Origin of the sequence: Dyadobacter jiangsuensis, from assembly GCF_003014695.1 — a bacterium.
Classification (GTDB): Bacteria; Bacteroidota; Bacteroidia; order Cytophagales; family Spirosomataceae; genus Dyadobacter; species Dyadobacter jiangsuensis.
Genome location: NZ_PYAS01000014.1, coordinates 212,375 through 239,050 on the forward strand (window position 1 = coordinate 212,375; position 26,676 = coordinate 239,050).

The following is a 26,676-nucleotide window of genomic DNA, read 5'->3' on the forward strand; positions in this document are numbered from 1 at the left end:
GTAACAATACACCAAACGGCGGTCATCGGTCGGCCGTCGGTGGTCATAAATTTAACTAACTTGATACTACTTTCACCAGACCAACATACCGACTACCAACTGATTGACAGCGGCGGATTTGAGAAACTTGAAAAATTCGGGCCGTATGTGCTCTCGCGCCCGGAGCCGCAGGCTATCTGGGACAAGTCACTTTCGGAAGCCGAATGGGACAAGCGCTCGAATGCGGTATTCAAAAAGGATAAGAATTCGCAGGAAAAAGGCCAGTGGATTACCAAAGGCGACATGCCCGATAAATGGGTATTCCAATACCGGACCAAAGAGCTGCATTTACGCACGAAACTGGCATTGTCTTCCTTCAAGCACGTCGGCGTGTTCCCGGAGCAGGCTACCAACTGGGATTTCATCGCACGGACTTTGAAACAAATGCCGGAAGAAAAGCCCTCGGTACTCAATTTGTTTGCCTACACGGGTATTGCGTCTCTGGCCGCAAAGGCGTCGGGCGCGGATGTAACGCACGTGGATTCGGTGAAGCAGGTGATCAGCTGGTCGCGCGAGAATATGGAGCTCAGCGGACTGAGCAATATCCGCTGGGTGGTTGAAGATGCTTTGAAATTCGTACAGCGCGAAGTGCGCCGCGGCAACAAATACAATGGTCTGATCCTCGACCCTCCTGCCTACGGGCGCGGGCCGGACGGTGAAAAATGGCTGCTGGAAGAGAGCCTGAATGAACTACTGAGGCTCTGTGCGCAGTTATTAAAGGAAAAGAACTTCTTTTTTATCATTAACCTGTACTCGCTGGGTTTCTCCGCGTTGATCGTTGAGAACCTGATCAAGACGCATTTCGGAACGGAGATCAAACACGAGTTCGGTGAATTGTTTATTCCCGATTCGTTTGGCAAAAAGCTGCCGCTGGGCGTGTTTTCGCGTTTTTCAGACCAGAATGTTTAGAGGCGAATGAAGTCTGACAATCTGAAATATTTACCATTTGCAATGCTCATCGCGCTGGGCGGGCTCGAACAGTCGTGCCAGAGCGACGCGCGCACATCCACACGCATCCCGCCGGTGATCAAAAAAGGCAGGGCACAATGGCAGAACGATGCATTGCTGTCGCTCACCGACCTGATCAACCGCGGCATTGATTCCGACGTGAATTATTTCAAAAGGGCACGCATTTACTTCGAACGCGAACAGTATTCGGAGGCGCTCGACGATATCAACGAATCAATTTACGAGCAGGATAATGTGAGCGAGTATTTCCTTCTGCGCGGGAAAATCAACCGCGAGTTGGGCAAGATCGACAATGCGCTCGAAGATGCGCAACGCGCCGAAGCATTGCAGCAAAGCAGTCCTGAGCTGTATGTGTTGCTAGCGGACATTTTGCAAGCAAAAAACCGCTTCGGCGAGGCGGCTGGCTATCTGAACCAGGCATTGAAAATGGCTCCCTACGACGGCTCTGCCTATTATGTGAAAGGCATGTTGCAGGCAAGGCAGGGCGATTCGCTGGCTAGCCTATCGAGCCTGAACTACGCGATGAACGTTAATCCCCGGTTGCTGCGTGCCTACGAGCAGGGTACGATGATCAACCTGAAACTGAAAAATACCGCCGAAGCGCTCGCCATCAATGAACGCGCATTAAAGCGCTTTCCCGAACGTGCGAGCCTGTTTTTCGGAAGAGGGGAAATCCTGAATGCATTGGCGCAGCCGGATACTGCCTTGATTTTTTATCAAAAAGCAGTAGCAATCCAGCCGGATTATGACGAAGCGCTCAATCAGCTGGCGACGATAGCCATGCAGCTCCGCGCTTACCCGCAGGCGATCCCGGCATTGAAAACGCTTTTGAAAAAGAAGCCGCAGTCGAAAGAGATCAACAATATGCTGGGCTATGCCTATGAAAAAAGCGGCGAGCTCGATGTTGCAAAAACTTACTACGAAACGGCATTGACCATCGCGCCGGGCGACCAGGATGCACGCTACGGCATGTACCGCATCCGGAAAATCGAGTCGGAAGGACTGTACCCCTCCTACTATCCTGAGGAAAATACCAACCCGGGGTACAAATTACTCGATACGGCGCGGGTTAAAATTAATATTATCCAACCGCGCGGTACTACAAATATCCGCGTGGACTCATCACGCAAAGCTAAAATTGAATAGCTTTGTGTTTTGCGGCCTGCCGCATTGCCATTGAACCATACCACAGAATTATTTTTTTGAATGAAAGACGAGTCTCAAGTAAAAATTACCCTGCCCGATGGTAGCGAACGTTTTTACCCAAAAGGGGTAACCGCTCTCGAAATCGCGCTCAGTATCAGTGAAGGGCTTGCACGGAATGTGATAGCCGCCAAAGTCAACAATGAAGTCTGGGACCCTACGCGCCAGATCACGGAGGACTCCCTGGTAAAACTGCTGACGTGGAACGACGAGGACGGTAAAGCTACATTCTGGCACTCTTCGGCCCACTTGCTGGCCGAGGCATTGGAAGCGCTGTATCCGGGAATTAAATTCGGTACGGGGCCTTCGATCGAAAAGGGCTTTTACTATGATGTGGACTTGGGCGGACAGACCATTTCGCAGGAAGATTTCCCGAAAATCGAAGCGAAAATGCTGGAACTCGCACGCCAGAAAAACGAATATATCCGCAAGCCGATCAGCAAGGCAGAGGCCATCGACTATTTTACCAAAAAAGGCGATGAATACAAGCTGGAACTGATCGACGGGCTGGAAGACGGCTCTATTACATTGTACGAGCAAGGCGGTTTCACCGACCTCTGCCGTGGGCCGCATATCCCGAATACCGGTTTCATCAAAGCCGCCAAACTGACCAACATCGCGGGCGCATACTGGCGTAACAAGCAGGAAAACAAGATGTTGACCCGCATTTACGGCATTACTTTTCCAAAGGCGAAAGAGCTGGAAGAATATATAACCCTGATGGAGGAAGCCAAAAAGCGTGACCACCGCCGCCTCGGCAAAGAGTTGGAGCTTTTTGCATTCTCGGAAAAGGTAGGACAAGGTTTGCCATTGTGGCTGCCGAAAGGTGCCATGCTGCGCGAGCGCTTGCAGGCGTTCCTGAGCAAGGCGCAGTCACGCGCGGGTTACACACCTGTGATCACCCCGCACATCGGCAGCAAGGATTTGTACGTGACTTCGGGCCACTGGGATAAATATGGTAAGGATTCGTTCCAGCCCATTAAAACCCCTAACCTCGGCGAAGAGTACATGCTCAAACCGATGAACTGTCCGCACCACTGCGAGATTTACAAAACCTCTCCCCGCTCCTACAAGGATCTGCCATTGCGGTTCTCTGAGTTCGGGACGGTTTACCGGTACGAACAAAGCGGCGAGCTGCACGGGCTCACACGTGTACGCGGGTTCACACAGGACGATGCACACATTTTCTGCCGTCCTGATCAGGTGAAGGAAGAATTCATCCGCGTGATCGACCTGGTATTGTATGTGTTCAAATCCCTCGGGTTCGACGATTACAGCGCGCAGATCTCGTTGCGTGATCCTAATAACAAGGAGAAATACATTGGTCGTGACGAAGATTGGGAAAAAGCGGAAAGCGCGATCATCGAGGCTGCTGCTGAACGCGGCCTGAGCACTGTGACCGAATTGGGCGAGGCCGCATTCTACGGTCCGAAGCTCGACTTCATGGTGCGTGATGCATTGGGACGTAAATGGCAGTTGGGTACTATTCAGGTGGATTACCAGCTTCCACAGCGCTTCCAGCTCGAATATACCGGCTCCGATAACCAGAAGCACCGCCCGGTGATGATCCACCGCGCGCCGTTCGGTTCCATGGAGCGCTTCACCGCGATCCTGATCGAAAATACCGCGGGCCAATTCCCATTGTGGCTGTCGCCGGATCAGATTGCGATTCTACCGATCTCGGAGAAATTCGCTGATTATGCGGAGGATGTTTTCTTCCAGTTGCAGGATCACGACATCCGCGGGTTTGTAGATCACCGTGACGAGAAGATTGGCCGCAAGATCCGTGATGCGGAAGTTACCAAAGTGCCATTCATGCTCATTGTAGGCGAGAAGGAAGCTGCCGAGGGAAAACTGTCGGTACGCCGCAAAGGTGAGGGTGATCTGGGAAGTATGACGATCGAAGAGTTCACGGCGTTTTTCAAAAAGGAAGCCGCTATTGCTTGATGTTTTTGTAAGATTTTAGTATTATTCCAGCAATAAGGCACTATTTTTGTGGAGCTAGTGTTAATTTTTTCGATTTCCACCAAAAACAAAAAAACACCAATACAAATTATATGGCATTACGACCCCCTAGTGGACGGATGAGGATTCCCGAAGAACCTTACAAAATTAACGAACGAATTACAGCAAAAGAAGTACGATTGGTCGGCGAAAACATTGAACCGGGCATCGTGGATATCAATACCGCCCGAGCGATGGCAAAGGCACAAGGGCTTGATCTGGTTGAGATTGCGCCAACGGCAGTTCCGCCGGTCTGCAAAGTAGTGGATTATTCCAAATTCAAGTACGAGCAGAAAAAGAAACAAAAGGAGATCAAGGCGAAAGCGCAGAAAGTGGTTATCAAGGAAATCCGTTTCGGCCCGAACACGGACGACCACGACTTCGATTTCAAATTGAAGCACGCGACCAACTTCCTTAAAGAAGGTTCGAAGGTGAAAGCATACGTGCATTTCGTAGGACGTACGATTGTCTTCAAAGAACGCGGTGTGAACCTTCTGAAGAAATTTTCCGAAGCACTGGCCGAATACGGCAAGCTGGAAATGGAACCTAAGTTGGAAGGAAAACGGATGACGATCATCCTCGCTCCTGCGCCTGCAAAAGGCGCTAAATAATACGCTTTTAGTAAAGCATATCGATAGAAAATCGTGTTTTCGGCATCATGTCGGGAACACGATTTTTATTTTTTAGAGATTATGGCTAATTTTGCGCGCTGTTTTATATTTTATCAACTATTAGTTTTTTGAATCATGCCTAAAATGAAAACCAACTCTGGGGCTAAAAAGCGTTTCGCGCTGACTGGCACCGGAAAAATCAAACGTAAGCACGCTTTCCACAGCCACATCCTGACCAAAAAATCAAACAAGCGCAAGCGTGGTTTGGTTAAGACTGGTCTGATCGATGAGTCTAACGAGAAGCAAGTATTGGCAATGCTTCGGAAATAATCCGTAAAAAGCCAATTCAGAAATTAAATTCTGGTTTTTTGTTCAACCCGATAAAAGGCATTTAAGTCTCAGCAGAGCGCCGATTATCAAAAACAGTTAAATTATGCCACGTTCAGTAAATCACGTTGCGTCACGTGCAAGACGTAAAAAAGTTTTAAAACTCGCGAAAGGCTATTTCGGCCGTCGCAAAAATGTATGGACCGTTGCCAAGAACGCCGTTGAGCGCGGTTTGGCTTACGCATACGAAGGCCGTAAGCAGAAGAAACGTAACTTCCGCGCATTGTGGATCCAGCGTATCAACGCAGGAACCCGTCAGCACGGATTGTCTTATTCTGCTTTCATCGGTAAACTTAATGCAAAAGGCATCGAGCTAAACAGGAAAGTTCTGGCGGATCTCGCGATGAACCACCCTGATGCATTCAAAGCGATCGTTGATCAAGTAAAATAAAACAGCATCCCGCCTCTCCGGCGGGATTTTTTTTGCATAAAATTTGGATATTGCAGGCGACAACGAATCATCGTACCTCAAAACCAAATAAAAATGCTGGAACAACTCTTCGACCTTGTACAACAAAACTCGCAACAATCGGTTGTAGACAACCCTGACGTTCCCAACGAGCATAATCAGGAAGTTATCAATACACTCACCAGTTCCATTACCGGTGGTTTGCAGGAGCAAGTTCAAAGCGGCAACATCAGTGGATTGCTGGGACTCTTCGGCGGCGAAAGCGGTACCTCCGCGGCTTCGCTTCTCAATAACCCTATCGTAGCATCCATCGCGACCAACGCTGTCAGCGCTATTGTTCAGAAATTCGGACTGAACAGCCAGGTGGCGGGTAATATCGTAAACTCGGTATTGCCAGGCGTGCTGGGCGCGGTGATCGGCCAGTTGAATGGACAAGGCGGCACTGCCGGTGGTAGTGGTAGTAGCGGCGGCTTTGACCTCGGATCACTCATTCAAATGGGCGGCGGCCTCTTCGGCGGCGGCAACGACCAGCAAGGCGGCAAACCGGCTTCCGGCGGTATCGACCTGGGCGGCATGCTGGGCGGCCTATTCGGCGGAAAGTAATTACAAAGAATAATAGTAGAATAAAGCAAGGGCTTTGAAACGATAGTACATTTGCAAAAAATGATGTACTATCGTAAAAGCCCTTTTTCTTTTTCCTAACTCACCTACCCCATGGACTCAAGAAGAGAATTTATCCGGAAAGCCACCATGCTCACAGGAGCAGCCGGATTGTTCAGCACCCTACCCGCTTCGATTCAGAAAGCACTGGCTATTAACCCACCCAAAGGCACAACCTGGAAGGACGCCGAGCACGTAGTCATACTCATGCAGGAAAACCGCTCGTTCGACCATTCCTACGGAACGCTCCGCGGTGTACGCGGCTTCAACGATCCGCGGGCTATTACGCTACCGAACAATAACCTCGTTTGGCTGCAAACCAATGCATTCGGCGAAACGTATGTACCCTTCCGCCTGAATATCAGGGAGTCCAAAGCGACCTGGATGGGCTCGCTCCCACATTCATGGCCCAACCAGGTGGATGCGCGCAATGAGGGAAAATATGATAAATGGCTCATTGCCAAGCAGCCCGGCAATAAGGATTATGCCAAAATGCCCCTCACGCAAGGATTCTATAATCGCGAGGATATTCCTTTCTACTATGCAATGGCGGATGCATTTACCGTATGCGATCAGAATTACTGCTCATCACTGACCGGTACGACGCCCAACCGGCTTTACCTCTGGACAGGTAACGTACGTGAAAACACCGATCCTAATAAGCATTATGCGAATATCCGTAACGAGAATGTGACCGACGACCGCGAAGCTACGTGGACGACATTCCCCGAGCGGCTCGAAGACAACGGCATTTCATGGAGAATATACCAGAACGAGCTGAGTATCAATACCGGTTTTACGGGCGAGGAAGAGGCATGGCTCGCTAACTTCACCGACAACCCGATCGAGTGGTTCTCTCAATACAATATCCGCTACCACACGGGCTATCAACGTTACCTGAAAGAACGCCAGCAAATGCTCCCCGGCGAGATTGAGGAAGCACAAGCTAAGCTGAAATCGCTTTCAGGCAAGGAGGCCGCCGATCTTGAAAAAGTATTAAAGGAAAAACGGGCATTGCTGAAACTGGCGAATGAGGAATTGATCCGTTGGAGCCCTGAGAAGTTTGAAAGACTCTCGCAGCGTCAGAAAAATATTCACAATAAGGCATTCACCGTCAATAAGAACGACCCGGATTACCGGAAGATTACCACGGTAAAATACCAGGACGGCGATATCGAAAATGAAGCCAAGGCGCCGATGGGCGACGTGCTGCACCAGTTCCGTTCGGACGTAAAAACCGGTTCACTGCCTACCGTTTCCTGGCTCGTTGCACCTGAAAACTTCTCCGACCACCCGGGCGCGCCCTGGTATGGCGCGTGGTACGTTTCGGAAGTGATCGATATCCTTACGGCGGACCCCGAGGTTTGGAAAAAGACCATTTTTATTCTCTGCTACGACGAAAACGATGGCTATTTCGACCACATACCTCCTTATGTTGTGCCTAATCCATATAAAGAAGACACCGGTGCCGTATCCGCGGGGATCGATTGCAAGACGGAGTTCGTGACAATGGAGCAGGATATGCAGAAGAAAAAGAAAGAAGAATGCCGCGAAAGTCCGATCGGCCTCGGCTACCGGGTGCCGCTGATCGTCGCTTCGCCATGGAATCGTGGCGGCAATGTGTGCTCCGAGGTCTTCGACCATACTTCTATTTTGCAGTTCCTCGAAAAATTCGTGAGCCTCAAATCCGGCAAGCAAGTGAAGGAAACGAATATTACCGAGTGGCGACGCACCATTTGCGGTGACCTTACTTCCACTTTCACGCCTTACGACGGCCAGGAAATAAAGCTCCCGACGTTCGTGGAAAGAGAGGAATTCATGGAAAGCATTTTCAATGCCAAATTCAAAAAGCTACCCAATGGCTACAAGGCATTATCCAAAAGCGAGATCGACGAGGTGAACAACAATCCGCTGACCTCTCCAATTTTGCCCAACCAGGAAAAAGGAACGCGGCCATCCTGTGCCATCCCGTATGAATTATATGCCGACGGCGCATTCAACTCTGCCAAAAATGCATTTGAAATTAAGCTGGAAGCCAGAAATGGCATATTTCACGACAAATCTGCCGGTTCGCCATTTATCGTGTATGCCCCGGGAAAATACAAAAATGAACATGTCAAAGTCTGGAATTACGCGGTGAAAGCCGGCGACGCCCTGACCGGTTCATTCCAACTTGCCGATTTTGAAAATCAGCATTACCATTTGAAGGTCTACGGCCCGAACGGGTTCTTCCGTGAGTACGCTGGCAACAAGGAAAACAGCTTTTTGAAGGTAGAATGTGCTTACCAGCTGGACCGCAGCAAAAAACCGACCGGCCACATCGAACTGAAAATCAGCAACCTGCACCCAAGCCAAAAGGCAGTGTTGAAGATTTCCGATAATGCCTATGGCACTGCCGCTCAAAGCATTACACTCGAAAAAGCTTCTGCGGGTGCAAAATCACACAAGAGTATCGTGCTCAACCTTGCCAAAAGCTTCAACTGGTACGATTTCACCGTTGCGATCGAGGGTGCTGAGAATGCATTCTCGCGGTTTGCAGGGCATGTCGAAACCGGTGCTGCCAGCCAGAGCGACCCTTACATGGGCCAAATGCTTAGCTAATACTTATCCCATCGTCAGGCCATTTTTTGGCCTGACACTTTGTCATTCTGGTTTTGTAGGAAAGTTGCTGGTACGGGGTTTTTAATAAAACTCCCAGTGACCGGCTGAAAAGGCGCACAAACGCTCCCGGCAGGTCCGAAGTCCAGAATCAAATCATACTTAACTTATAAAATAGAAAAATGGGAAAAATTATTGGCATAGACTTAGGAACAACGAACTCCTGCGTGGCTGTCATGGAGGGTAACGAGCCGGTTGTAATAGCCAACAGCGAAGGTGCCCGCACTACCCCTTCCGTAGTTGCTTTCATGGATAATGGTGAACGCAAAATCGGAGCACCGGCCAAACGTCAGGCGATTACCAATCCCAAGCATACTATTAGCTCCATCAAAAGATTCATGGGTAAAAAATACGATGACACAACGTCTGAAATGAAGACCGTAGCGTACAGCGTAGAAAAAGGCCCTAACAATACTCCGCGCATTCCTATCGGTGACCGCCTTTACACACCACAGGAAGTTTCTGCATTCATTCTTCAAAAAATGAGACAAACTGCGGAAGACTATCTGGGTCAGGAAGTTACCGAAGCGGTGATCACGGTTCCTGCATACTTTAACGATGCGGAACGTCAGGCTACGAAAGAAGCTGGTCAGATCGCCGGTCTGGATGTAAAACGTATCATCAACGAACCTACTGCTGCTGCCCTGGCTTACGGTCTGGACAAACAGCACAAGGATATGAAAATTGCCGTGTTCGACTTGGGTGGCGGTACTTTCGACGTATCAATCCTGGAACTGGGTGATGGTGTATTTGAAGTAAAATCTACCGACGGTGATACTCACCTGGGTGGTGACGACTTCGACCAGGTGATCATCAACTGGTTGGCCGACGAGTTCCTTAAAGACGAAGGCGTTGACCTGAGAAAAGATCCAATGGCATTGCAGCGTTTGAAAGAAGCTGCTGAAAAAGCAAAAGTTGAACTGTCCAGCTCAGCTCAGACGGAAATCAACCTGCCATATATCTTCCCGGTAGACGGTATTCCAAAGCACTTGGTTCGCACTTTGACTCGTGCAAAATTCGAACAACTCGCTGATTCTCTGTTCCAACGTATGATGGAACCTTGCAAGAGAGCGATGAAAAACGCAGGATATTCGAACAGCGACATCGACGAAGTAATCCTCGTAGGTGGGTCGACCCGTATCCCTCGCGTGCAAGAAGAAGTAGAGAAATTCTTCGGTAAAAAACCTTCGAAAAACGTTAACCCTGACGAGGCTGTGGCCGTAGGTGCTGCTATCCAGGGTGGTGTATTGACCGGCGAAGTGAAAGACGTACTCCTTTTGGACGTTATTCCTTTGTCACTCGGTATCGAAACATTGGGCGGTGTGTTCACCAAGCTCATCGAAGCAAACACTACCATTCCTTCGAAGAAAACTGAAACGTTCTCGACTGCCGCTGATAATCAGCCATCTGTGGAAATCCACGTATTGCAAGGCGAGCGTCCACAAGCGTCGAACAACCGTACACTCGGTCGTTTCCACTTGTCCGACATTCCGCCAGCACAACGCGGTGTACCTCAGATCGAAGTAACATTCGACGTGGATGCAAACGGTATCCTGCACGTTTCTGCGAAAGACAAAGGAACCGGCAAAGAGCAGAAGATCCGTATCGAAGCTTCCAGCGGTTTGACCGACGCCGAAATCAACAGAATGCGTGAAGAGGCGAAAGCGAACGAAGCTGCTGATAAAGCGGAACGTGAGAAAATCGAAAAAATCAACGGAGCTGACAGCCTGATCTTCTCAACTGAGAAACAGCTGAAAGAATATGGCGATAAACTTTCTGACAGCAACAAATCGAGCATCGAAGGTGCGCTGGCAGAATTGAAAACCGCTCACCAGTCTCAGGATCTCGCAGCTATCGACGCTGCTTCCGAAAAACTGAATGCTGCATGGCAGGCTTCCGCTCAGGAAATGTATGCACAAGGCGGTGAAGGCCAGCCAGGTGCAGGCGACCCAACCGGAAACCCTGGCGCAGGTGCCGGCAACAATGGTTCGACTGACGACGTGACGGACGTCAACTTCGAAGAAGTAAAATAAGAATGAGATTAGAAAAAATCCCCGTCCGTTAAACAGATGGGGATTTTTTTTACACGCAGTGTTACATTTTGGGGTGACAAAGCGTATATAATAATAGAAAATCAACCGTTAATTCATTGGCATTGATTTTTTCAAACCAAAACAAATCTTCATCAATCTAATCAAACCACTAAAAATTCAGACTCCTATGGACGCAAGAATCGCATTACCAGAATTGATGTACCTTTCTCCAACTACCCGCGAAAAAGCGGTGGCCGTCGCCCAGGAACTATTACGATCAACCAACATCTCCCCTCGCGAGGCTGTTTCCAAAGCAATTCTGATTGCGAAAAATTGGGCGGTTAAAAATGTGAACCGTCGCGTTTGGAAAAAATTGAAAGCTGTTGAAAAAGAAATGATATGATCGAACTGAAATTCAAAGGTCAGGTCGTCATCGTCACCGGGTCAAGCTCCGGAATTGGGAAAGCCTGTGCTCTGCATTTCGGAAACAACGGCGCGCATGTAGTCGTGAATTACAGTTCCAATGCAGCCGCAGGTCAGGAAGTGGTCGACGAAATCAAAGCCAATGGCGGAAGTGCAGTTCTGGTGAAAGCCGATGTGAGTAAGGAGGAAGATGTAAAAGCACTATTTGCCGAAACAGTAAACCAATTTGGCCGCGTCGATGTACTCGTAAGCAATGCGGGTTTGCAAAAGGATTCGCCATTTCTCGAAATGACTTTGGAACAATGGCAAAAAGTAATCGACGTCAATCTGACGGGGCAATTCCTAGCTTGTCGCGAAGCAGCTAAGCAGTTTATAGCTCAGCAACAGGCAGTTACTGAACCTAACCATAGCGAACTGGCAATCGGGAAAATCGTGCTAATGAGCTCCGTGCATGATGTGATTCCCTGGGCGGGACACGTCAACTACGCCGCATCAAAAGGTGGCGTGATGATGTTCATGAAATCCATATCGCAGGAGCTTGCGCCATACAAAATTCGCGTGAACTCGGTCAGCCCTGGCGCAATCAAAACGCCTATCAACAAAGAGGTCTGGTCGGATCCCGATAAATACCAAAGCCTGCTTCACCTGATTCCGTACAAAAGGATCGGAACAGCACAGGATGTTGCCAAAGCAGTAGCCTGGCTGGCATCGGATGATTCAGACTATGTAAATGGCGAAACGCTATACATCGACGGCGGAATGACGCTCTACCCCGAATTTGCCGATAATGGCTAGTGGACTGTCGGGTGTGGTCAGGACTCGTCAAGTGTAGTCATGTATTGTCAAGTGTGGTCAGGAATAGTCATTAAGTCAATAAAAAACGTCAGGCATTTATACCTGACGTTTTCTTTTAACAACTACTTGATAATCAGTATCATTGCCTACAATCATCTATCCCCGACAACACCTGACCACACTTGACCACATCTGACTACACTTGACAATACCTGACAATCACTTGACAATACCTGACAATCACTGCGTCATAAACTCCCCACGCTCCACTGACCAGTCATTTCCGAAGAATCCGGACATTTTCACTTCTTTAATTCCGTTCTTCAACATATCGGCTGAGAAAATCATTACATCCGGAAAACCGCTGCCGCCGCTGAAATACTGATTGGCATTGGCTGCCTGAAAACCTGCTTTACCGGTCCCTGAAATAACCGTCACCGAAGCAGTCTTGCTATCTGATCTTGGGTAAATGAAATAGGCCGCGAGGTCGTTACCGGTAAACTGCTTCCCGCCTACGTCGATCTTTCCACTCGCCACGGTTACCGGGCAGTTTTTCAGTACCTTATCCCAGGCAAGGTTCGTGGTTTTGTTACCATAAAGAATCACACCTCTATCCTTAAACTGCTGGGGATCAAAGTCTTTATCCGCGACAATGTCCACCGCGCCATTTCCGCGGTAATACCACGACTCGGCATCAAATGTCGCTTTTTCAAATGCCCAGGTCTTTTCTTCCACGCTTCCACCCGTTGCATATACATACACCATCCGGTTTCTGAATGCATCTTTCAACGTACCGCTCCGGTCCGGGTTTTTCTCGGTCGCCGCTGGTGCGCCCGCCAATTTCCAATCGCCTTCATTTTTCAGGTAAATGGTTTCATTTCCCTTCACCCCATATTCTAACGGCGCCTTGCCATCCAGCACAATCTTCAATTGAGAACCCTTTGCAAATGCGCTGAGGTCTAATGAAAGCAATGCTACATTCTCGGTAGTACCTTCAATTCGCAAGTCCTTTTTGCTGCTACTAAGCTTTATATGACTGTATTTCAATGCATTAATCTGCTGATGCACACCTGCCCAGCGCATGCGCGATGAAATACCAGGGTTAGCCGTTTTGAAATCGATGGATGTTACAGTCGTGTCTTTCGGAATCGAATGCCAGCTGAAAAAGTTGAAGATCGGCGGCCAGTCTACGCTGATATCTCCGTACCAATGCTCGCCGCCAATATGTTCGTAGTAGCTGAAATCGCGATGGAATTTTCCAAGAATGTCGCGCATCTGACGCGCGTACGTCACGGGTACGGTCCTGTCCGCATCCCCGTGCGCAATGTACACGCCCAGGCTTTTGTAGTTGGAAGTCAATGCCAAAACGTTGCTTGGATTACTGGCTCTCAGCAACATAGCCTCAATAGGCGATCCGGCGCTGTCGGGAATGACACCGTCGTGCGAGCCATAAGCAGCCAGGGTTGGGTAACCAGCCGACGGGGCTATTGCCGCCCATTTTTCCGGATAAGTGGCGCCAAGAAACCAGGTACCATGCCCACCCATAGAGTGACCGGTCAAATATATACGCGATGGATCCGGGTTGAATTGCTTCTTCGCAATGCCCAGCACTTCCAATGCATCCATCCTTCCCCAATCCTCCCAGTTGAATCCGCGAGGACGGCGGTTGGTAGGGGCAACAAGCACACCCCAATCTTTCGGTTTGTAAGCGCGAGCCTGGCTAATCGCCTGAACCTCTGCACCATGCACCGAGAAAAACAACGCCGGCTGCTCCTTGCCATCACTTTTGATCTGTGGAGAAACGGCATAGTACTGCACGCTGCCATCCAGCTCACTCACAAATGTGCGACTAAACTGCTTCCCAGCCTCTACCGACTGGATCGCAATTTTTGATTGATCGGTAACTTTGCCATTTTGCAGCAAACTCAGCGAACCTTCGTTCTTACCAACACCGGTCACCCCGCTTCCGTCAATGAGTACGCCCACCTTGCGCAATGTCATGGCAGGTACCGACGGTAGTTTTGTAACAATGTTCTTTCCAGCTACGATCGTTTTCATTTCCATGCCTGTCAATGGCTTTCTGGTCATGTTCGAAATGACGACGCCCGTCCAGAGTGAGTCATTTTTGAAACCTGGAACAATATCGGAGATCGTAAGATCCTCTGTATTAATAGAAACAGGCTTTTCCGGAAAAGTGAGATTAGCGGTAATACCACCGAACCGGCCGAAACGCGCTACCCGCGCGTAGATTTCATTCTTGCCCTTTTTCAGAACAACCGGCAAATGCATCCAGCCGTAGCGGTACATGTCGCCGCCGCGCGGTACGCCATTCAGGAAAATCATGTCCTGGCCGGTCATCGTGAGAATGGCGGTTTGTTCTTTCTTGGATTCGTAGGTCAGGTAAACATACCCATTGGAAAATGAGTCGCCCCGAAAACGGTGGATCGAGTCGGCTTGCACTTTTTTCCACTTAACCTCCCCTGCTTTCGGATCGGTTAATAAAATGCTTCCTTCTAGTGGTTTGAGCGTACCTTTGTAAAGTTGATATGCCAGCTGGTCGGTGTACAATGCTTCCCGCCCATATTGGTGACATGGCCCGACGGCCAGTCCTTCTTCAAAATGGTAAACCGACTGTGCCTGGTTCTGGGAAAAAACAAATAGTAATGAGAGTGTCGCAAAAATCCTTTTCATTGAAAGAGGTTTAGTGATCAGAGAAAATTAAACTTAATAAAAAATATTAATAATAATACCCTCTATTTTTAATTAACTCAAAATTCAGTCAAAACACCTTCTAAACTGTCTCAAATAACCCTTTTTTAGGAGTCAGTTATCAAAATTCGAAAAATGAAACGTAACTTTCGGTGTACAATTTCACAACTATGACCTCAAAATTTTCACAATCGACGATTCAATTTATTGCTCAACGTCAATGGCTTATCTGGTTTTGGAGTTTCCTGATCTTGGTTGCGTGCACTTGGCCGGGCAAAGATCTGCCTGCCGCACCCGTCTTAGGTTTTGATAAAATTGTCCACTCGGGACTCTTTACGGTATGGGCGATTCTCGCGCTGATTATTTACCCTGAAAAAAGCCTCTTGGTGGTGGGATTGGGAATGGCTTACGGGCTTGGGCTGGAATTTTACCAGCAGCTTCTGCCCTTCGACCGCACTTTTGACTGGTGGGATGCCGTGGCAGACGCTGCTGGTGTATTAATCGGTTATCTTTTCACAAAACTGGTGCTGAAAAACTAGCGCCAGCGTTTGTACTGATTGATCAAACCGTTCGTCGAACTGTCGTGGTTGGTAACCGGCCAGTCGTTTTGTAGCTCGGGGTAAATTTTGTTGGCCAACTGTTTACCCAGCTCAACACCCCATTGATCGAAACTGTAAATATTCCAGATGATACCTTGTACAAAAATCTTGTGCTCGTACATCGCGATCAGACTTCCCAATACTTTCGGGGTAATCTTCTTCACGAGGATCGAGTTGGTAGGACGGTTACCAGAGAAAACTTTGAACGGTGCGATCTGCTCGATCTCCGCGTCGCTCTTTCCGGCAGCTTTCAGTTCAGCGCGCACCTCCTCGTCGGTCTTGCCGTTCATCAATGCCTCGGTTTGCGCGAAGAAGTTGGATAGTAACATTTTGTGGTGTTCGCCCAGCGGGTTGTGGCTGACAGCCGGCGCAATGAAATCGCAAGGAATCAGTTTCGTGCCCTGGTGGATCAGCTGGTAAAATGCGTGCTGCCCATTGGTACCCGGCTCACCCCAGATCACCGGACCGGTTTGGTAACCTACCGGCTTGCCGTCACGGCCGGTGCTCTTTCCATTACTTTCCATATCCCCTTGCTGGAAGTAAGCAGCAAAACGGTGCATATACTGATCGTAAGGAAGGATCGCCTGCGTTTGCGCGTCGAAGAAATCGTTGTACCAGATGCCGATCAATGCGAGGATCACCGGAATGTTGCGTTCCAGCTTGGTAGTACGGAAGTGCTTGTCCATATCGTGCGCGCCGGCGAGCAGCTGCTCGAAATTCTGGAAGCCCACATAACAAGCGATCGACAAACCGATTGCAGACCACAGCGAGTAGCGACCTCCTACCCAATCCCAGAACCCGAACATATTCTCAGGATCGATACCGAATTTCTCAACCTCCGAGCGATTCGTTGAAATCGCAACGAAATGCTTTTTCACATGCTCTTCATCCGAGGCCTTTTCCAGGAACCAGCTGCGTGCGCTGTGCGCATTGGCCATCGTTTCCTGTGTCGTGAAAGTTTTCGACGCGATCATGAACAGCGTCGTCTCCGGGTTCAGCGATTTCACAGTTTCCGCGATGTGCGTACCATCCACGTTAGATACGAAATGCACATTCAAGCCATTCTTCGCATAGGCTTTCAGCGCCTCGGTCACCATTACCGGGCCCAGGTCGCTACCGCCGATACCGATGTTCACGATGTCGGTGATTTCCTTTCCGGTATAGCCTTTCCATGCTCCCGATCTTACGCGGGTTGAGAAGTCCTTCATTTTCGCAAGTACCTCATTCACATCCGGCATCACATCCTTGCCATCCACGAGCACAGGCTCGTTGGAGCGATTGCGCAATGCAGTATGCAAAACGGCACGTCCCTCGGTGGCATTGATTTTCGCGCCGGTGAACATCGCCTCGATAGCCTCGGCCAAACCAGCCTCTTCTGCCAGTTGAACCAGATATGAGCGCGTACGCGAGGTAATGCGGTTTTTGGAATAATCCAGCAATATGTCCCCGAAACGGATGGAGAACTTTTTATGACGATCGGTGTCTTCCTCGAAGAGCGTTTTTAAATGCTTTTGCGAAATGGTTTTGTGATGCGTTTTCAGCTTTTTATAAGCCGCCAACTGATCAAAGGGGACGTTTGATAGCATTAGTTTTGGCGTTATGGTAAAAAATCAAACCTTGTTCATGCAAAAATAGGGTTTTACAGCACTAAATGCGTGTTTTTCGGATTAACTCGCCTGGCAAACTCCCCGGAAATACCCTACCGATTCGGCGATACCAGCTAGTGGTTCCTTCATATCTTTCTCATATTCAAGGCTGCACGACCCCGCATATTTCACTTTACGCAGCATTTTCACAAATGCAGGAATATCAATAATTCCTCGTCCCAGTTCGCAGGTTTTACCATCCTTGGTGGCCGCCGTAACATTTTTGAGGTGAATGTCGAAAATGCGTTTGCTATACTTGCCCAGGTCGGCCACGGAGTCCTGGTTGTCGCGGCGGTTATGGCCCATGTCAAAACAAAGCCCCACACGAGGGTCGAGATCTTTCACGAAATTGTATACCGAAGTTGCGTTGGGATACAATTTATCCTCCGGCCCATGGTTATGGATCGCGTAACGGATATTGTACTCCTTCACTTTCTGCTCCACATATTTAAGATCGTCGTGATTCGGAATGCCCACGATCAGGTCCACGCCTACTCTTTTGGCATAGTCAAATGCATTATCGATCTCCTGGTGCGTCTTCGTGTAAATCGGACCTACCGCATAGCCGGTCACATTTGCGTCTTTCAACTTTTGGTGAAATGCCGTGATCTGCTCGGCAGTACTGTTATAGGGCAAGTGAAAATCTTTGATACACAAATAACGAACATCTGTCTTTTTCATCATTTCCAACGCCTCGTCAAGTTTGAAATGCACAAAACTGTAACCGGCCATACCGAGTTTGAAAGTGTCCTCTTTTTTAGCCGGGGCCGCATTGCTTTGCTCCGGAAGTGAAATGATACTACCGGCCATCAGTCCGGCGATGCCCTTTTTGACAAATGTTCTTCTCGAATTCATTCTGTTTAAATTAAAAGTAATTGCTGTATAGGTAAAAGACGAAGAGTAGCGGATTTACCACCTATCGACTTAAATCTTAAGTTTTACGCCAACCCTGTTGATCGCACCTGTGAGCAAAATGACCAATAAGGAAAAACAGGCCGATTTCACAAGACCTATCATTCCGGTGCGCAGGTACATTGGCAGGCTGATTCCTGCGAGGGTGATGACGGCATACCATATATAAGGAATAAGGTAGCAGGTCAACGTGGCGGTTCCGGCCGGCCGGATGATGTTCGCCCAGTTTTTGATCTTTTTCAAATCAACCAACCAGAATAGGAACGCAAATGCCAAAAAGCTGATCCCCGAGCAGATGCCTACCCAGGCCGGCGTAGCCCTGATTTTGGAAATCCCCCAAAATGGCCGGGTACCAAAACCGTATGCCAGTGACAGTACCCCAAGGACCACCAAAATCAAAAGGTAAGTAGTACCGACCGCATTCCGGCTAACGCTATCCCGGTAAATCACCGACGCCACACCCCCCCCCATCACAAAAGCGGGCATCGACCCGCTACCGACAATCCAAGCATAGTTTCTGACCGGATCCAGGAAATCCAGCACGCCCGCGAAGTCGGCCAGGTTGAACAAAACAAAAAACAACCAGCCGCCGATCGCCCATGTAACACGGTCGCGCGTGGGCAGATACGCGAGCGCACCAAGCAGGTACGACCATCCAATGAGGCCCAGGATACCATACCAATGCGTTTCCATCCACGACGGGGTCGTAGGATCGCCACCTTTGTAAATTACAGCCAGGCCCACCAACAACAGGTAACCTGTCACTTTCAATGCCGTGTAAAGTCCCTTCCTTTCGGGGTTCGAAGGATATACATTCCAAATCAGGAAGAAGGCGATCACCATACCAATTTCCCATACATATTTGCTGACGGCCATCGCCTCACCCGCAATATTCTCGTAGTTCACAATGAATATGCCCATAAGCAGCAGCGCAAAAGTACGCTCAGCAATATGCCTGATAATCAATGCATCAGAGTCTCCCTTTTTCTTGCGATTAGCAATCGCGAAGGGAATTGAAAGGCCGACAATGAACAAAAAACCGGGGAATACGACGTCCGAAAGCCCCATGGCGTCTGCCGCCGCCTGGCTGTGTTTCAACCAGTCGGGCACGTCTTCGAGCGTCCAGAGGTCGTTCACAAAAATCATTAAAAACATAGTAACTGCCCTGAATACGTCTATCGAATCCAGGCGGAGCGAGGGGGAATAAGGGGGCATCATTTAGAAGGTTTGGATTTAGGGAGACCTAATATAATCGTTTTTCGCCTTCTGATAGCAAATGAGAGGCATTTGCTCATTTGTCAGAATTTATTCCAGGCAATTTCTATTTTTGATTTTTCAATCAGAGCGATCATCCATATTAATGCAATACAACCGCGAACAGGTCTTTCAACTCGCTCCCGACGACGCTTCGGCAAAAGCGGGCCGGCAATTGGCCACACGAAGCAAATGGGTTACTGCAAAATACAATCCCCTGGCTTTGTGGGGTGAATGCCAGGGTAGCGGTAAAAATCCCTACCAAACGGTGATCGACTTGACGAATATTGCTTTCAAATGCACTTGCCCCAGCCGAAAATTCCCCTGTAAGCACGGTATAGGCTTGCTTTTACTGTATGTAGAAGATCGCGAAGCATTCACAATCAGCGATGAATCACCTCTTTACGTTTCCGAATGGCTTGGCAAGCGACAGGTGCGGGAAGCGACTCACGAAGCGAAGACGGAAAAACCCGTAGACGAAATTGCCCGTGCGAAGCGTATCGAGTCGCGGGAAAAGAAGGTAAATGGTGGTATTGAAGAACTCCGTGCCTGGTTGAGTGACGTTGTACGGACAGGCATCATGCATGTGCCGCAGCAAGCATACCAATTTCATCAGAATATCACCGCAAGGATGGTCGACGCCCAGGCAGGTGGACTCGCAGGCCAACTGCGTCAGATTAATCAGATCAACTTTTTCACCGAAGGCTGGCAAGGACAGTTATTGAAAAGGTTATCAACCATTTACATGATCACCGAGGGGTATCGCAACCGGGAGACACTGCCCGACACGACCGCGAGAGACCTCGCAACGCTGATCGGCTGGGCGATCCCGAAAGAAGAAGTCCTGCAATCCGAACCCGTCACCGACCACTGGATCGTGCTATCGGTAACAATGTCGGAAGAGGGGAATGTAACCACGGAACGGATATGGCTGTATGGCTTCCGGACAGCCCGGTTTGCATTGTTGCTGAATTTTTATGCGGGAAATCAGTCCTACCAGACGATGCTCGTGCCCGGGATCCAAATCGATGCTGATATCGTTTACTACCCTGCCTCCGTGCCCATGCGCGCGCTCATACGGGAGCAGCGCCCGGCTGGCAGTTATCCTGCGAAAATTACCATACCTGATTCATTTTCAGCAATATACAAGACCATTACGGCCACTTTAAGCCAAAGCCCCTTTACCGAACAGATACCATTCATGATCGAGGGTATCAAAGCAGTTTTCGAGAATGGCCAATGGTTTTTGACCGACGTGGAAGGACAAAGCGTCAGGATATCGAACCCCGAACACGAATGCTGGAAAATGCTCGCGTTTTCAGGAGGGCGCCGTTTTTCAGCCTTTGGCGTTTACGATCAACAACAATTCGATTTGCACTTTATATCAACAGACCAGCAAGGGACTTTTATCAAATCATGAATGCAGAAATATTGAAGGCGGCGCTACTAGGTACTGACAGACATATGCCTGAAATCCCGAAAGATGCAGCCGCGATCTATACCAAAATACAAGCATTAACGACCAGCAAAGAGGATCGTTTCTTGAAAACGGCTTTTACATCGATACTATGTGAAGAGGCTGGCGCAAAACCGCTGACCATCCATACTCAATTGCCGGAATGCCCACCCGAGCCGCTCGCGATCATTACCGGCAAACCGGCTGCATTTTTGCAGTCTGCTTTGGCGGATCAACAGGAGATTTTGTTTGATTTTCTGGTATTCAGACTTGTGCAAAGAAATGAAGTGGTCCAGCCTCGGCTAGTCCCGGCCATTCTTAACCGGGCGCTGGAGAAAAATACCAACCGGCAACAGCTATTGGACATTTGCGGGTCGACCGGGCAGTGGCTCTGTGGGTTGAATCCTCAGTGGAAGGAGCTGAGAAGCGGCATCCAGGTAGAAGAAAACATTTGGGAAACCGGGACGATGGCGGAGAGAAAGCTGTTCTTCTCCGCATTACGGAAAACCGGACCCCATGCGGCCATTGCATTGCTCGAAACAACATGGACGCAAGAAAATGCCGGCAACCGCCTCGCATTGGTGGAATTGCTCAACGAAAGTTTATCACTCGCCGATGAACCCTTTCTCCAAAATCTGTTAACCGATAAAAGCCAGAAGGTACGACAAACAGCCATTGGCCTGCTCCGGCAGATCCAGGGATCGGCCCTGAACCGCAGTTATCTCGAATGGCTGCTCCGGATGCTGGAAGTGCGCGAGGAAAGGCACCTGCTCGTTACCAAAAAGAAAAAGATTTTTATTGCCGAAGATGTAATCCCGGATGAAAGCATCTTCAAAAGCGGCATCGAGAAAATGAGTACCGAAAAAGGCGTGCAGGATCATGTGTTTATTGCAGGACAGTTACTATCTGCCATTGACCCCGCCGAGCTATCCAACCGGCTGGCTATCGATGATCAGCAACTCATCACCTTGTTCCTCGAACATCCCGGCGCCAAGGCATTGCTCCCATTCCTGACGTCTGCGGCGGCACATTTCAAAAACAAGGCATGGGCGCTAGCCCTGTTGCATCGGGGTGACGCCCGTGATATCAGGCTACTCGATGCGCTGACGCCTGCGGAGAGGCTACCGTTTTTTCTGCAATTTTTGAATGGTAATGCGGCCAACCTCTTCGCTTATCTGCTGGACGATGCCTATACGATCCTTCCGGAGCAGCTGTCCGAACAGTTGCTCGACCATCTATCCAAATTTCCTTACCACATTACCCAGGCGACATACCAGTGGCTTGCATTGCAGCTACCCGCGAACATCATGCCCGTTCTGAAAAAATATGCCGAAGATCCACGGCAGGATTACCAATTGAGATATTTCAAAAACCAGGCGTCCGAAATGATGCGCCTGGTCGAACTAAGAAAAAACATTGCTTGAAAAATATGGCACAAAACATTTTACGGCAAGCAGCGGAGACGCAGTTTGCACAGGAAATCGAGGAAATCAAAAAACAGGATAAGCACACGCGGCCCGAAAACTGGCTGCTGTCTCCGCATGCGGTGGTAACCTATCTGATGGGCGGGCAGCTCGCCAATGGATTTGTTGTTTCCCCTAAATACATTGGCAACCGCAGGTTGATGGAAATTGCAGTTGCTACGCTCACCACCGATCGTGCGCTGCTGCTGTACGGTTTACCGGGTACGGCCAAATCCTGGGTCTCTGAGCATATTAGTGCGGCCATTTCAGGAGATTCCGGCCTGGTGATCCAGGGGACAGCGGGTACCGGCGAGGACTCCGTGCGTTATGGCTGGAACTATGCTCAATTGCTGTCGGCCGGGCCCGTACCGGAGGCGATCGTTGAAACGCCTGTTATGCGCGCGATGAAAGAAGGTAAAATTGTGCGCGTAGAAGAACTCACGCGCATCGGCTCCGATGTGCAGGATAGCCTTATCACGATTCTTTCGGAAAAAATGCTGCCTATTCCGGAACTGAATACCAAGGTAATGGCAGTTCGTGGTTTCAATATCATCGCCACGGCCAACAACCGCGACAAGGGCGTGAACGACCTTTCGAGCGCGTTGAAGCGAAGGTTCAATACGGTGATTCTGCCAGTACCCGAGACGATTGAGGAAGAAGTGGAAATCGTGCAGCAGCGTGTCGCGAGTTTCAGTAAGTCGATTGATCTCGCCGTCGAAAAGCCGATTCTGGAAGAGATCAACCGCATCGTAACCGTATTCCGGGAGCTGCGGAACGGTGTTTCTGCCGATGGCAAGACCAAACTGAAATCCCCTTCCGGTACATTGAGCACAGCCGAGGCCATTTCGGTGATGAACAGTGGATTATCCCTCGCCTATCATTTCGGAGATGCCAGTCTCAAAGCCGACGACCTGGCAAGCGGCCTGATCGGGGCGATTATCAAAGACCCGGTACAGGACAAAATTGTTTTCCAGGAATACATGGAAAGCGTACTGAAACAACGTGACGGTTGGAAAGACATTTACAGGGCTTGCCGGGAAATCATCTGACCACGAATTTATGTCCGTTCATCTTTTAGGGATCAGGCACCACGGCCCCGGCTCATCACGGCACGTACTGAATGCATTGGCGGAAATCCGGCCGGATATTATCCTGATCGAAGGCCCGCCGGAGGGCGAGGCAATGCTCTCCTGGACCACGCATTCCGATATGCAGCCGCCGGTGGCATTGCTGGCCTACGTGCCGGATAATCCGCAGCAAGCTGTGTTTTACCCGTTTACCGTTCACAGTCCGGAATGGAATGCCATCCTGTACGGATTGCAGAACCATATTCCCGTACGATTCATCGACATGCCGCTGGCTCACGGTTTTGCTTTGGAAGGAACAGAAACCCAGGCGACTAGCGCCACCACAGAATTTGCCGAGCAAATCCGTAAAAACCCGATCTCCTACCTGGCCGAAATCGACGGATTCGACGATCCGGAAGAATGGTGGGAACACCATTTCGAAATCGCGCAGCAGCCTTATGAGGTATTCGAGGCCATCTCGGAAAGCATGGCCGCGCTCAGACAGTCCCTGCCGCAAACCGACGACCGCCGCGGTGTCGACCGCCGCGGTGTCGACCGGCGCGGTGTCGACCGCCGCGAAGAAATTCGGGAGGCATTTATGCGAAAATCGATTCGCATTGCTCAAAAAGAACGTTTTGAGCGCGTTGCAGTGGTTTGCGGCGCGTGGCACGTGCCGGCGCTCATGCAGTTTCCGACGCAAAAAGAAGATGATGCACTCCTGAAAAATTTGCCCAAAACCAAAGTGGAATGTACCTGGATTCCCTGGACGAACGACCGCATGGCATTTGAAAGCGGCTATGGCGCCGGTGTGGAATCACCGGGCTGGTATATGCACCACTGGCAACATCCCAACGACCATGGTACGCTTTGGCTTTCGCATACCGCACGTGTCTTCCGGGAAAACCAGGTCGACATTTCCTCAGCGCACATTATCGAGGCGGTACGACTCGCAGGCGCACTGGCAGGCTTACGCGGACTTTCCCGCCCCGGTTTAAAAGAACTCAATGAAGCGACGGTGGCAGTCATGTGTATGGGCGAACCGATTCTCATGAAAGTTATTTACCGCGAGTTGATCGTAGGAAAGGCTTTCGGGCAAATTCCGGACGGGACGCCACAGGTACCGCTCCAACGCGACCTCGACCTGCTGGCGAAACGATTCAGGATCAAAATAATACCTGAACAGAAAACACTCAAACTGGATCTTCGCGAGGATCATGATTTGCAAAAAAGTATCTTGCTGCATCGCCTGCAATTACTTGACATCGAATGGGGTACACTGGAAACCGTCAGCGGGAAAGGCACATTCAAAGAGGAATGGACGCTGCGTTGGTATCCTGAACTGACCATTAAACTTCTCGAAAAAGCGCCATGGGGCAACACCGTTAACGAAGCAGCTGGAAAATACCTCGAAAGCACCGCCAGAAAATGCACGCGGCTGGATGAGATAACGCCGTTGGCAGCAAGCGCCATTCCCGCCGATCTGCCGACCGCCCTTGCTGCCGTGATGCAGAAAATGGATGAGCTTGCGGCGAGTACCTCCGATATTTCAATGCTCATGGACGCCTTCACTCCGCTTGCACAGGTGAGCCGGTACGGCAATGTGCGAAGGACCGACCGTGAAAGCATCGACCTGATCATGACCACGATGTTTTACCGGATCGTTGCGGGCCTGCCAGCAGGTTGCACCGGCATCGACGACGAGCAAGCGGCATTGATAACCGATAAGATCAGGGATGTAAACCAGGCTACTCTGATGCTCGAAAGAGAAGATCTGAAAGAGGCCTGGACCGCCGCGCTCAAAACGACGTTCCTAGCCGACCGCAGTGCGCCCCTGGTCCAGGGATATTGCTGCAAGGCATTATACGACAGCCGTTTGCTTGATAGAGACAGTACATTCAATGCATTTTCAAAGGCTTTGTCGGTCAATAACGAACCCTCGGCCTCCGCCAACTGGCTGGAAGGATTCCTGAAAGACGCTGCCACCGTATTGATTCTCGACGACGTAATCTGGGCAGTAGTGAACGAATGGCTGCAATCACTCGACGATGCTATGTTTTTACAGGTAGTGCCATTATTACGACGCACTTTTACCAATTTCAGCAATATAGAAAAGCGGAAGATCGCGGGGCGGGCGAAGCAGGGACAATCCGGGACGTCAATCCCGCAAACGACCGATATCGATCACCAAAGAGCTGCGCAGGTATTACCAATGCTGGAATTGCTGATGGGTTTTTAATATAAATGATATGGATGATAATGCTGTAAAAAGGTGGCGGCTCGTATTGGGTAAAGAAACGCAGGACGAGCTGGAATATACCCTCACCCGGGAAGAAGCCGGAATCGACCGGACATTGGAGGCTCTTTACAATTCCGACCGCAAGGGCGGGCTGGGCGCGTCGTCACCGAATGTGGCGCGCTGGCTTGGGGATATCCGCGAGTACTTTCCGGCTTCGGTTGTGAAAGTGATGCAGCAAGATGCATTGAAACGCCTCAAACTGACGTCCATGCTCACCGAGCCCGAAATGCTGGAAACCATCGTTCCGGATATCCAGCTGGTGGCCAATCTGATGACGTTAGGCAAGCTTATACCTGAAAAAACGAAGGCAACAGCCCGTGAAGTGGTTCGGAAAGTGGTCGACCAGTTAATGCAAAAGCTGGCTGGCCCGACCCAACAGGCCATTACAGGCAGCCTCAATCGCGCGGCGCGAAACAAACGGCCGCGTCATAACGAAATCAACTGGCATGAGACGATCCGCAAAAACCTGAAACACTATCAGCCAGATTATCAAACAATTATCCCGGAGACAAAAATTGGTTTTGGCAGGAAACGCAAAGCACTGAAAGACGTGGTACTGTGTATCGACCAAAGCGGATCGATGGGAACATCCGTCATTTACTCGGGTATTTTTGGCTCGGTAATGGCGTCCATTCCCGCCATTGCCCCCAAAATGGTGGTGTTCGACACATCTGTGGCAGACCTGACAGAAGAACTTAGCGATCCCGTCGACCTGCTTTTTGGTGTGCAACTGGGTGGCGGTACCGATATTCACAAGGCCCTCAGTTATTGCCAGCAACTGATCACGCGCCCGCTCGATACCGTGCTCGTACTCATCAGCGACCTGTATGAAGGAGGCAATGAAATTGAAATGCGTAAAAGGGTAGCACAGCTGGTCGACGCGGGCGTGCAGGTAATCACATTGCTGGCGCTTAACAACGATGGTGCCCCTTTCTACGATCACAAAAACGCCGAGTTCTTCGCCAGCCTGGGAGTCCCCGTTTTCGCTTGTACACCCGACCAGTTCCCGGACCTGATGGCGGCAGCATTAAGCAAGCAGGATATTGCGGCATGGGCGGGCAGTCATGATATCAAAATTTGAAA

21 protein-coding genes are annotated in these 26,676 nt (G+C 49.9%); 17 read left to right on the forward strand and 4 right to left on the reverse strand.

Going from position 1 to position 26,676, the window contains the following annotated elements:
• Positions 1-60 precede the first annotated feature (60 nt).
• From CLV60_RS26075 to CLV60_RS26125, 11 genes are all read left to right on the forward strand, one after another.
• Complete coding sequence (locus CLV60_RS26075; protein WP_106598334.1) at positions 61-948, forward strand: class I SAM-dependent methyltransferase; 888 nt, start codon at positions 61-63, stop codon at positions 946-948.
• A 6-nt stretch (positions 949-954) separates the two neighbouring features.
• A complete protein-coding gene (locus CLV60_RS26080; RefSeq protein WP_106598335.1) occupies positions 955-2,154 on the forward strand; it encodes a tetratricopeptide repeat protein in 1,200 nt (399 codons plus the stop codon).
• Positions 2,155-2,214: 60 nt separating this feature from the next.
• Positions 2,215-4,158, forward strand: coding sequence for a threonine--tRNA ligase (gene thrS, locus CLV60_RS26085; protein WP_106598336.1), 1,944 nt, complete (start codon positions 2,215-2,217; stop codon positions 4,156-4,158).
• Positions 4,159-4,268: 110 nt separating this feature from the next.
• The gene (gene infC / locus CLV60_RS26090; protein WP_106598337.1) at positions 4,269-4,826 is read left to right on the forward strand and encodes a translation initiation factor IF-3; all 558 of its coding nucleotides are present in this window, start codon (positions 4,269-4,271) and stop codon (positions 4,824-4,826) included.
• Positions 4,827-4,961: 135 nt separating this feature from the next.
• Positions 4,962-5,156, forward strand: coding sequence for a 50S ribosomal protein L35 (rpmI, locus tag CLV60_RS26095; protein ID WP_015810726.1), 195 nt, complete (start codon positions 4,962-4,964; stop codon positions 5,154-5,156).
• Between the two features lie 103 nt (positions 5,157-5,259).
• Positions 5,260-5,604 (forward strand): 50S ribosomal protein L20, encoded by a 345-nt coding sequence (gene rplT / locus CLV60_RS26100; RefSeq protein ID WP_015810727.1) that lies wholly within the window; start codon positions 5,260-5,262, stop codon positions 5,602-5,604.
• Positions 5,605-5,697: 93 nt separating this feature from the next.
• On the forward strand, positions 5,698-6,225 hold the full coding sequence (locus CLV60_RS26105) for a hypothetical protein (protein ID WP_106598338.1): 528 nt from the start codon (positions 5,698-5,700) through the stop codon (positions 6,223-6,225).
• 111 nt (positions 6,226-6,336) lie between these two features.
• Complete coding sequence (locus tag CLV60_RS26110) at positions 6,337-8,883, forward strand: phosphocholine-specific phospholipase C (RefSeq protein WP_106598339.1); 2,547 nt, start codon at positions 6,337-6,339, stop codon at positions 8,881-8,883.
• Positions 8,884-9,062: 179 nt separating this feature from the next.
• A complete protein-coding gene (dnaK, locus tag CLV60_RS26115; RefSeq protein WP_106598340.1) occupies positions 9,063-10,973 on the forward strand; it encodes a molecular chaperone DnaK in 1,911 nt (636 codons plus the stop codon).
• Positions 10,974-11,160: 187 nt separating this feature from the next.
• Positions 11,161-11,376 carry a hypothetical protein gene (locus tag CLV60_RS26120; protein WP_106598341.1) on the forward strand — a complete coding sequence of 72 codons (216 nt, stop codon included), beginning with the start codon at positions 11,161-11,163 and terminating at the stop codon, positions 11,374-11,376.
• The gene (locus CLV60_RS26125; protein ID WP_106598342.1) at positions 11,373-12,191 is read left to right on the forward strand and encodes an SDR family oxidoreductase; all 819 of its coding nucleotides are present in this window, start codon (positions 11,373-11,375) and stop codon (positions 12,189-12,191) included. Before CLV60_RS26120 ends, CLV60_RS26125 begins: the two co-directional genes overlap by 4 nt.
• 240 nt (positions 12,192-12,431) lie before the next feature.
• On the opposite strand, the gene CLV60_RS26130 is transcribed toward CLV60_RS26125, so the two are convergent.
• Entirely contained in the window at positions 12,432-14,882 is a 2,451-nt protein-coding gene (locus tag CLV60_RS26130; RefSeq protein ID WP_106598343.1) for a carboxylesterase family protein, read from the reverse strand.
• A 188-nt stretch (positions 14,883-15,070) separates the two neighbouring features.
• Here CLV60_RS26130 and CLV60_RS26135 point away from each other — a divergent pair, with 188 nt between their 5' ends.
• Positions 15,071-15,439 (forward strand): VanZ family protein, encoded by a 369-nt coding sequence (locus CLV60_RS26135; protein WP_106598344.1) that lies wholly within the window; start codon positions 15,071-15,073, stop codon positions 15,437-15,439.
• Here CLV60_RS26135 and pgi read toward each other — a convergent pair.
• The 3 genes from pgi to CLV60_RS26150 form a co-directional block, all read right to left on the reverse strand.
• Positions 15,436-17,085, reverse strand: coding sequence for a glucose-6-phosphate isomerase (pgi, locus tag CLV60_RS26140; RefSeq protein WP_106598345.1), 1,650 nt, complete (start codon positions 17,083-17,085; stop codon positions 15,436-15,438). The genes CLV60_RS26135 and pgi overlap by 4 nt on opposite strands.
• Before the next feature lie 81 nt (positions 17,086-17,166).
• Positions 17,167-18,000: a sugar phosphate isomerase/epimerase family protein gene (locus CLV60_RS26145; RefSeq protein WP_106598346.1), complete on the reverse strand. Its 834-nt coding sequence runs from the start codon at positions 17,998-18,000 to the stop codon at positions 17,167-17,169.
• Between the two features lie 69 nt (positions 18,001-18,069).
• Positions 18,070-19,275, reverse strand: coding sequence for a DUF5009 domain-containing protein (locus tag CLV60_RS26150; RefSeq protein ID WP_211302278.1), 1,206 nt, complete (start codon positions 19,273-19,275; stop codon positions 18,070-18,072).
• A 142-nt stretch (positions 19,276-19,417) separates the two neighbouring features.
• Here CLV60_RS26150 and CLV60_RS26155 point away from each other — a divergent pair, with 142 nt between their 5' ends.
• Genes CLV60_RS26155 through CLV60_RS26175 form a run of 5 tightly spaced genes read left to right on the forward strand, consistent with a single transcriptional unit; the run spans position 19,418 to position 26,674 of the window.
• On the forward strand, positions 19,418-20,731 hold the full coding sequence (locus CLV60_RS26155) for an SWIM zinc finger family protein (protein WP_106598347.1): 1,314 nt from the start codon (positions 19,418-19,420) through the stop codon (positions 20,729-20,731).
• On the forward strand, positions 20,728-22,191 hold the full coding sequence (locus CLV60_RS26160) for a DUF5691 domain-containing protein (protein WP_106598348.1): 1,464 nt from the start codon (positions 20,728-20,730) through the stop codon (positions 22,189-22,191). The genes CLV60_RS26155 and CLV60_RS26160 overlap by 4 nt, the downstream gene beginning before the upstream one ends.
• A gap of 5 nt (positions 22,192-22,196) precedes the next feature.
• Positions 22,197-23,279, forward strand: a complete 1,083-nt coding sequence (locus CLV60_RS26165) for an ATP-binding protein (RefSeq protein ID WP_106598349.1) — start codon at positions 22,197-22,199, stop codon at positions 23,277-23,279.
• Between the two features lie 10 nt (positions 23,280-23,289).
• Positions 23,290-25,533, forward strand: coding sequence for a DUF5682 family protein (locus CLV60_RS26170; protein WP_106598350.1), 2,244 nt, complete (start codon positions 23,290-23,292; stop codon positions 25,531-25,533).
• Between the two features lie 10 nt (positions 25,534-25,543).
• Positions 25,544-26,674 carry a VWA domain-containing protein gene (locus CLV60_RS26175; RefSeq protein WP_106598351.1) on the forward strand — a complete coding sequence of 377 codons (1,131 nt, stop codon included), beginning with the start codon at positions 25,544-25,546 and terminating at the stop codon, positions 26,672-26,674.
• The last annotated feature ends 2 nt before the right edge of the window (positions 26,675-26,676 follow it).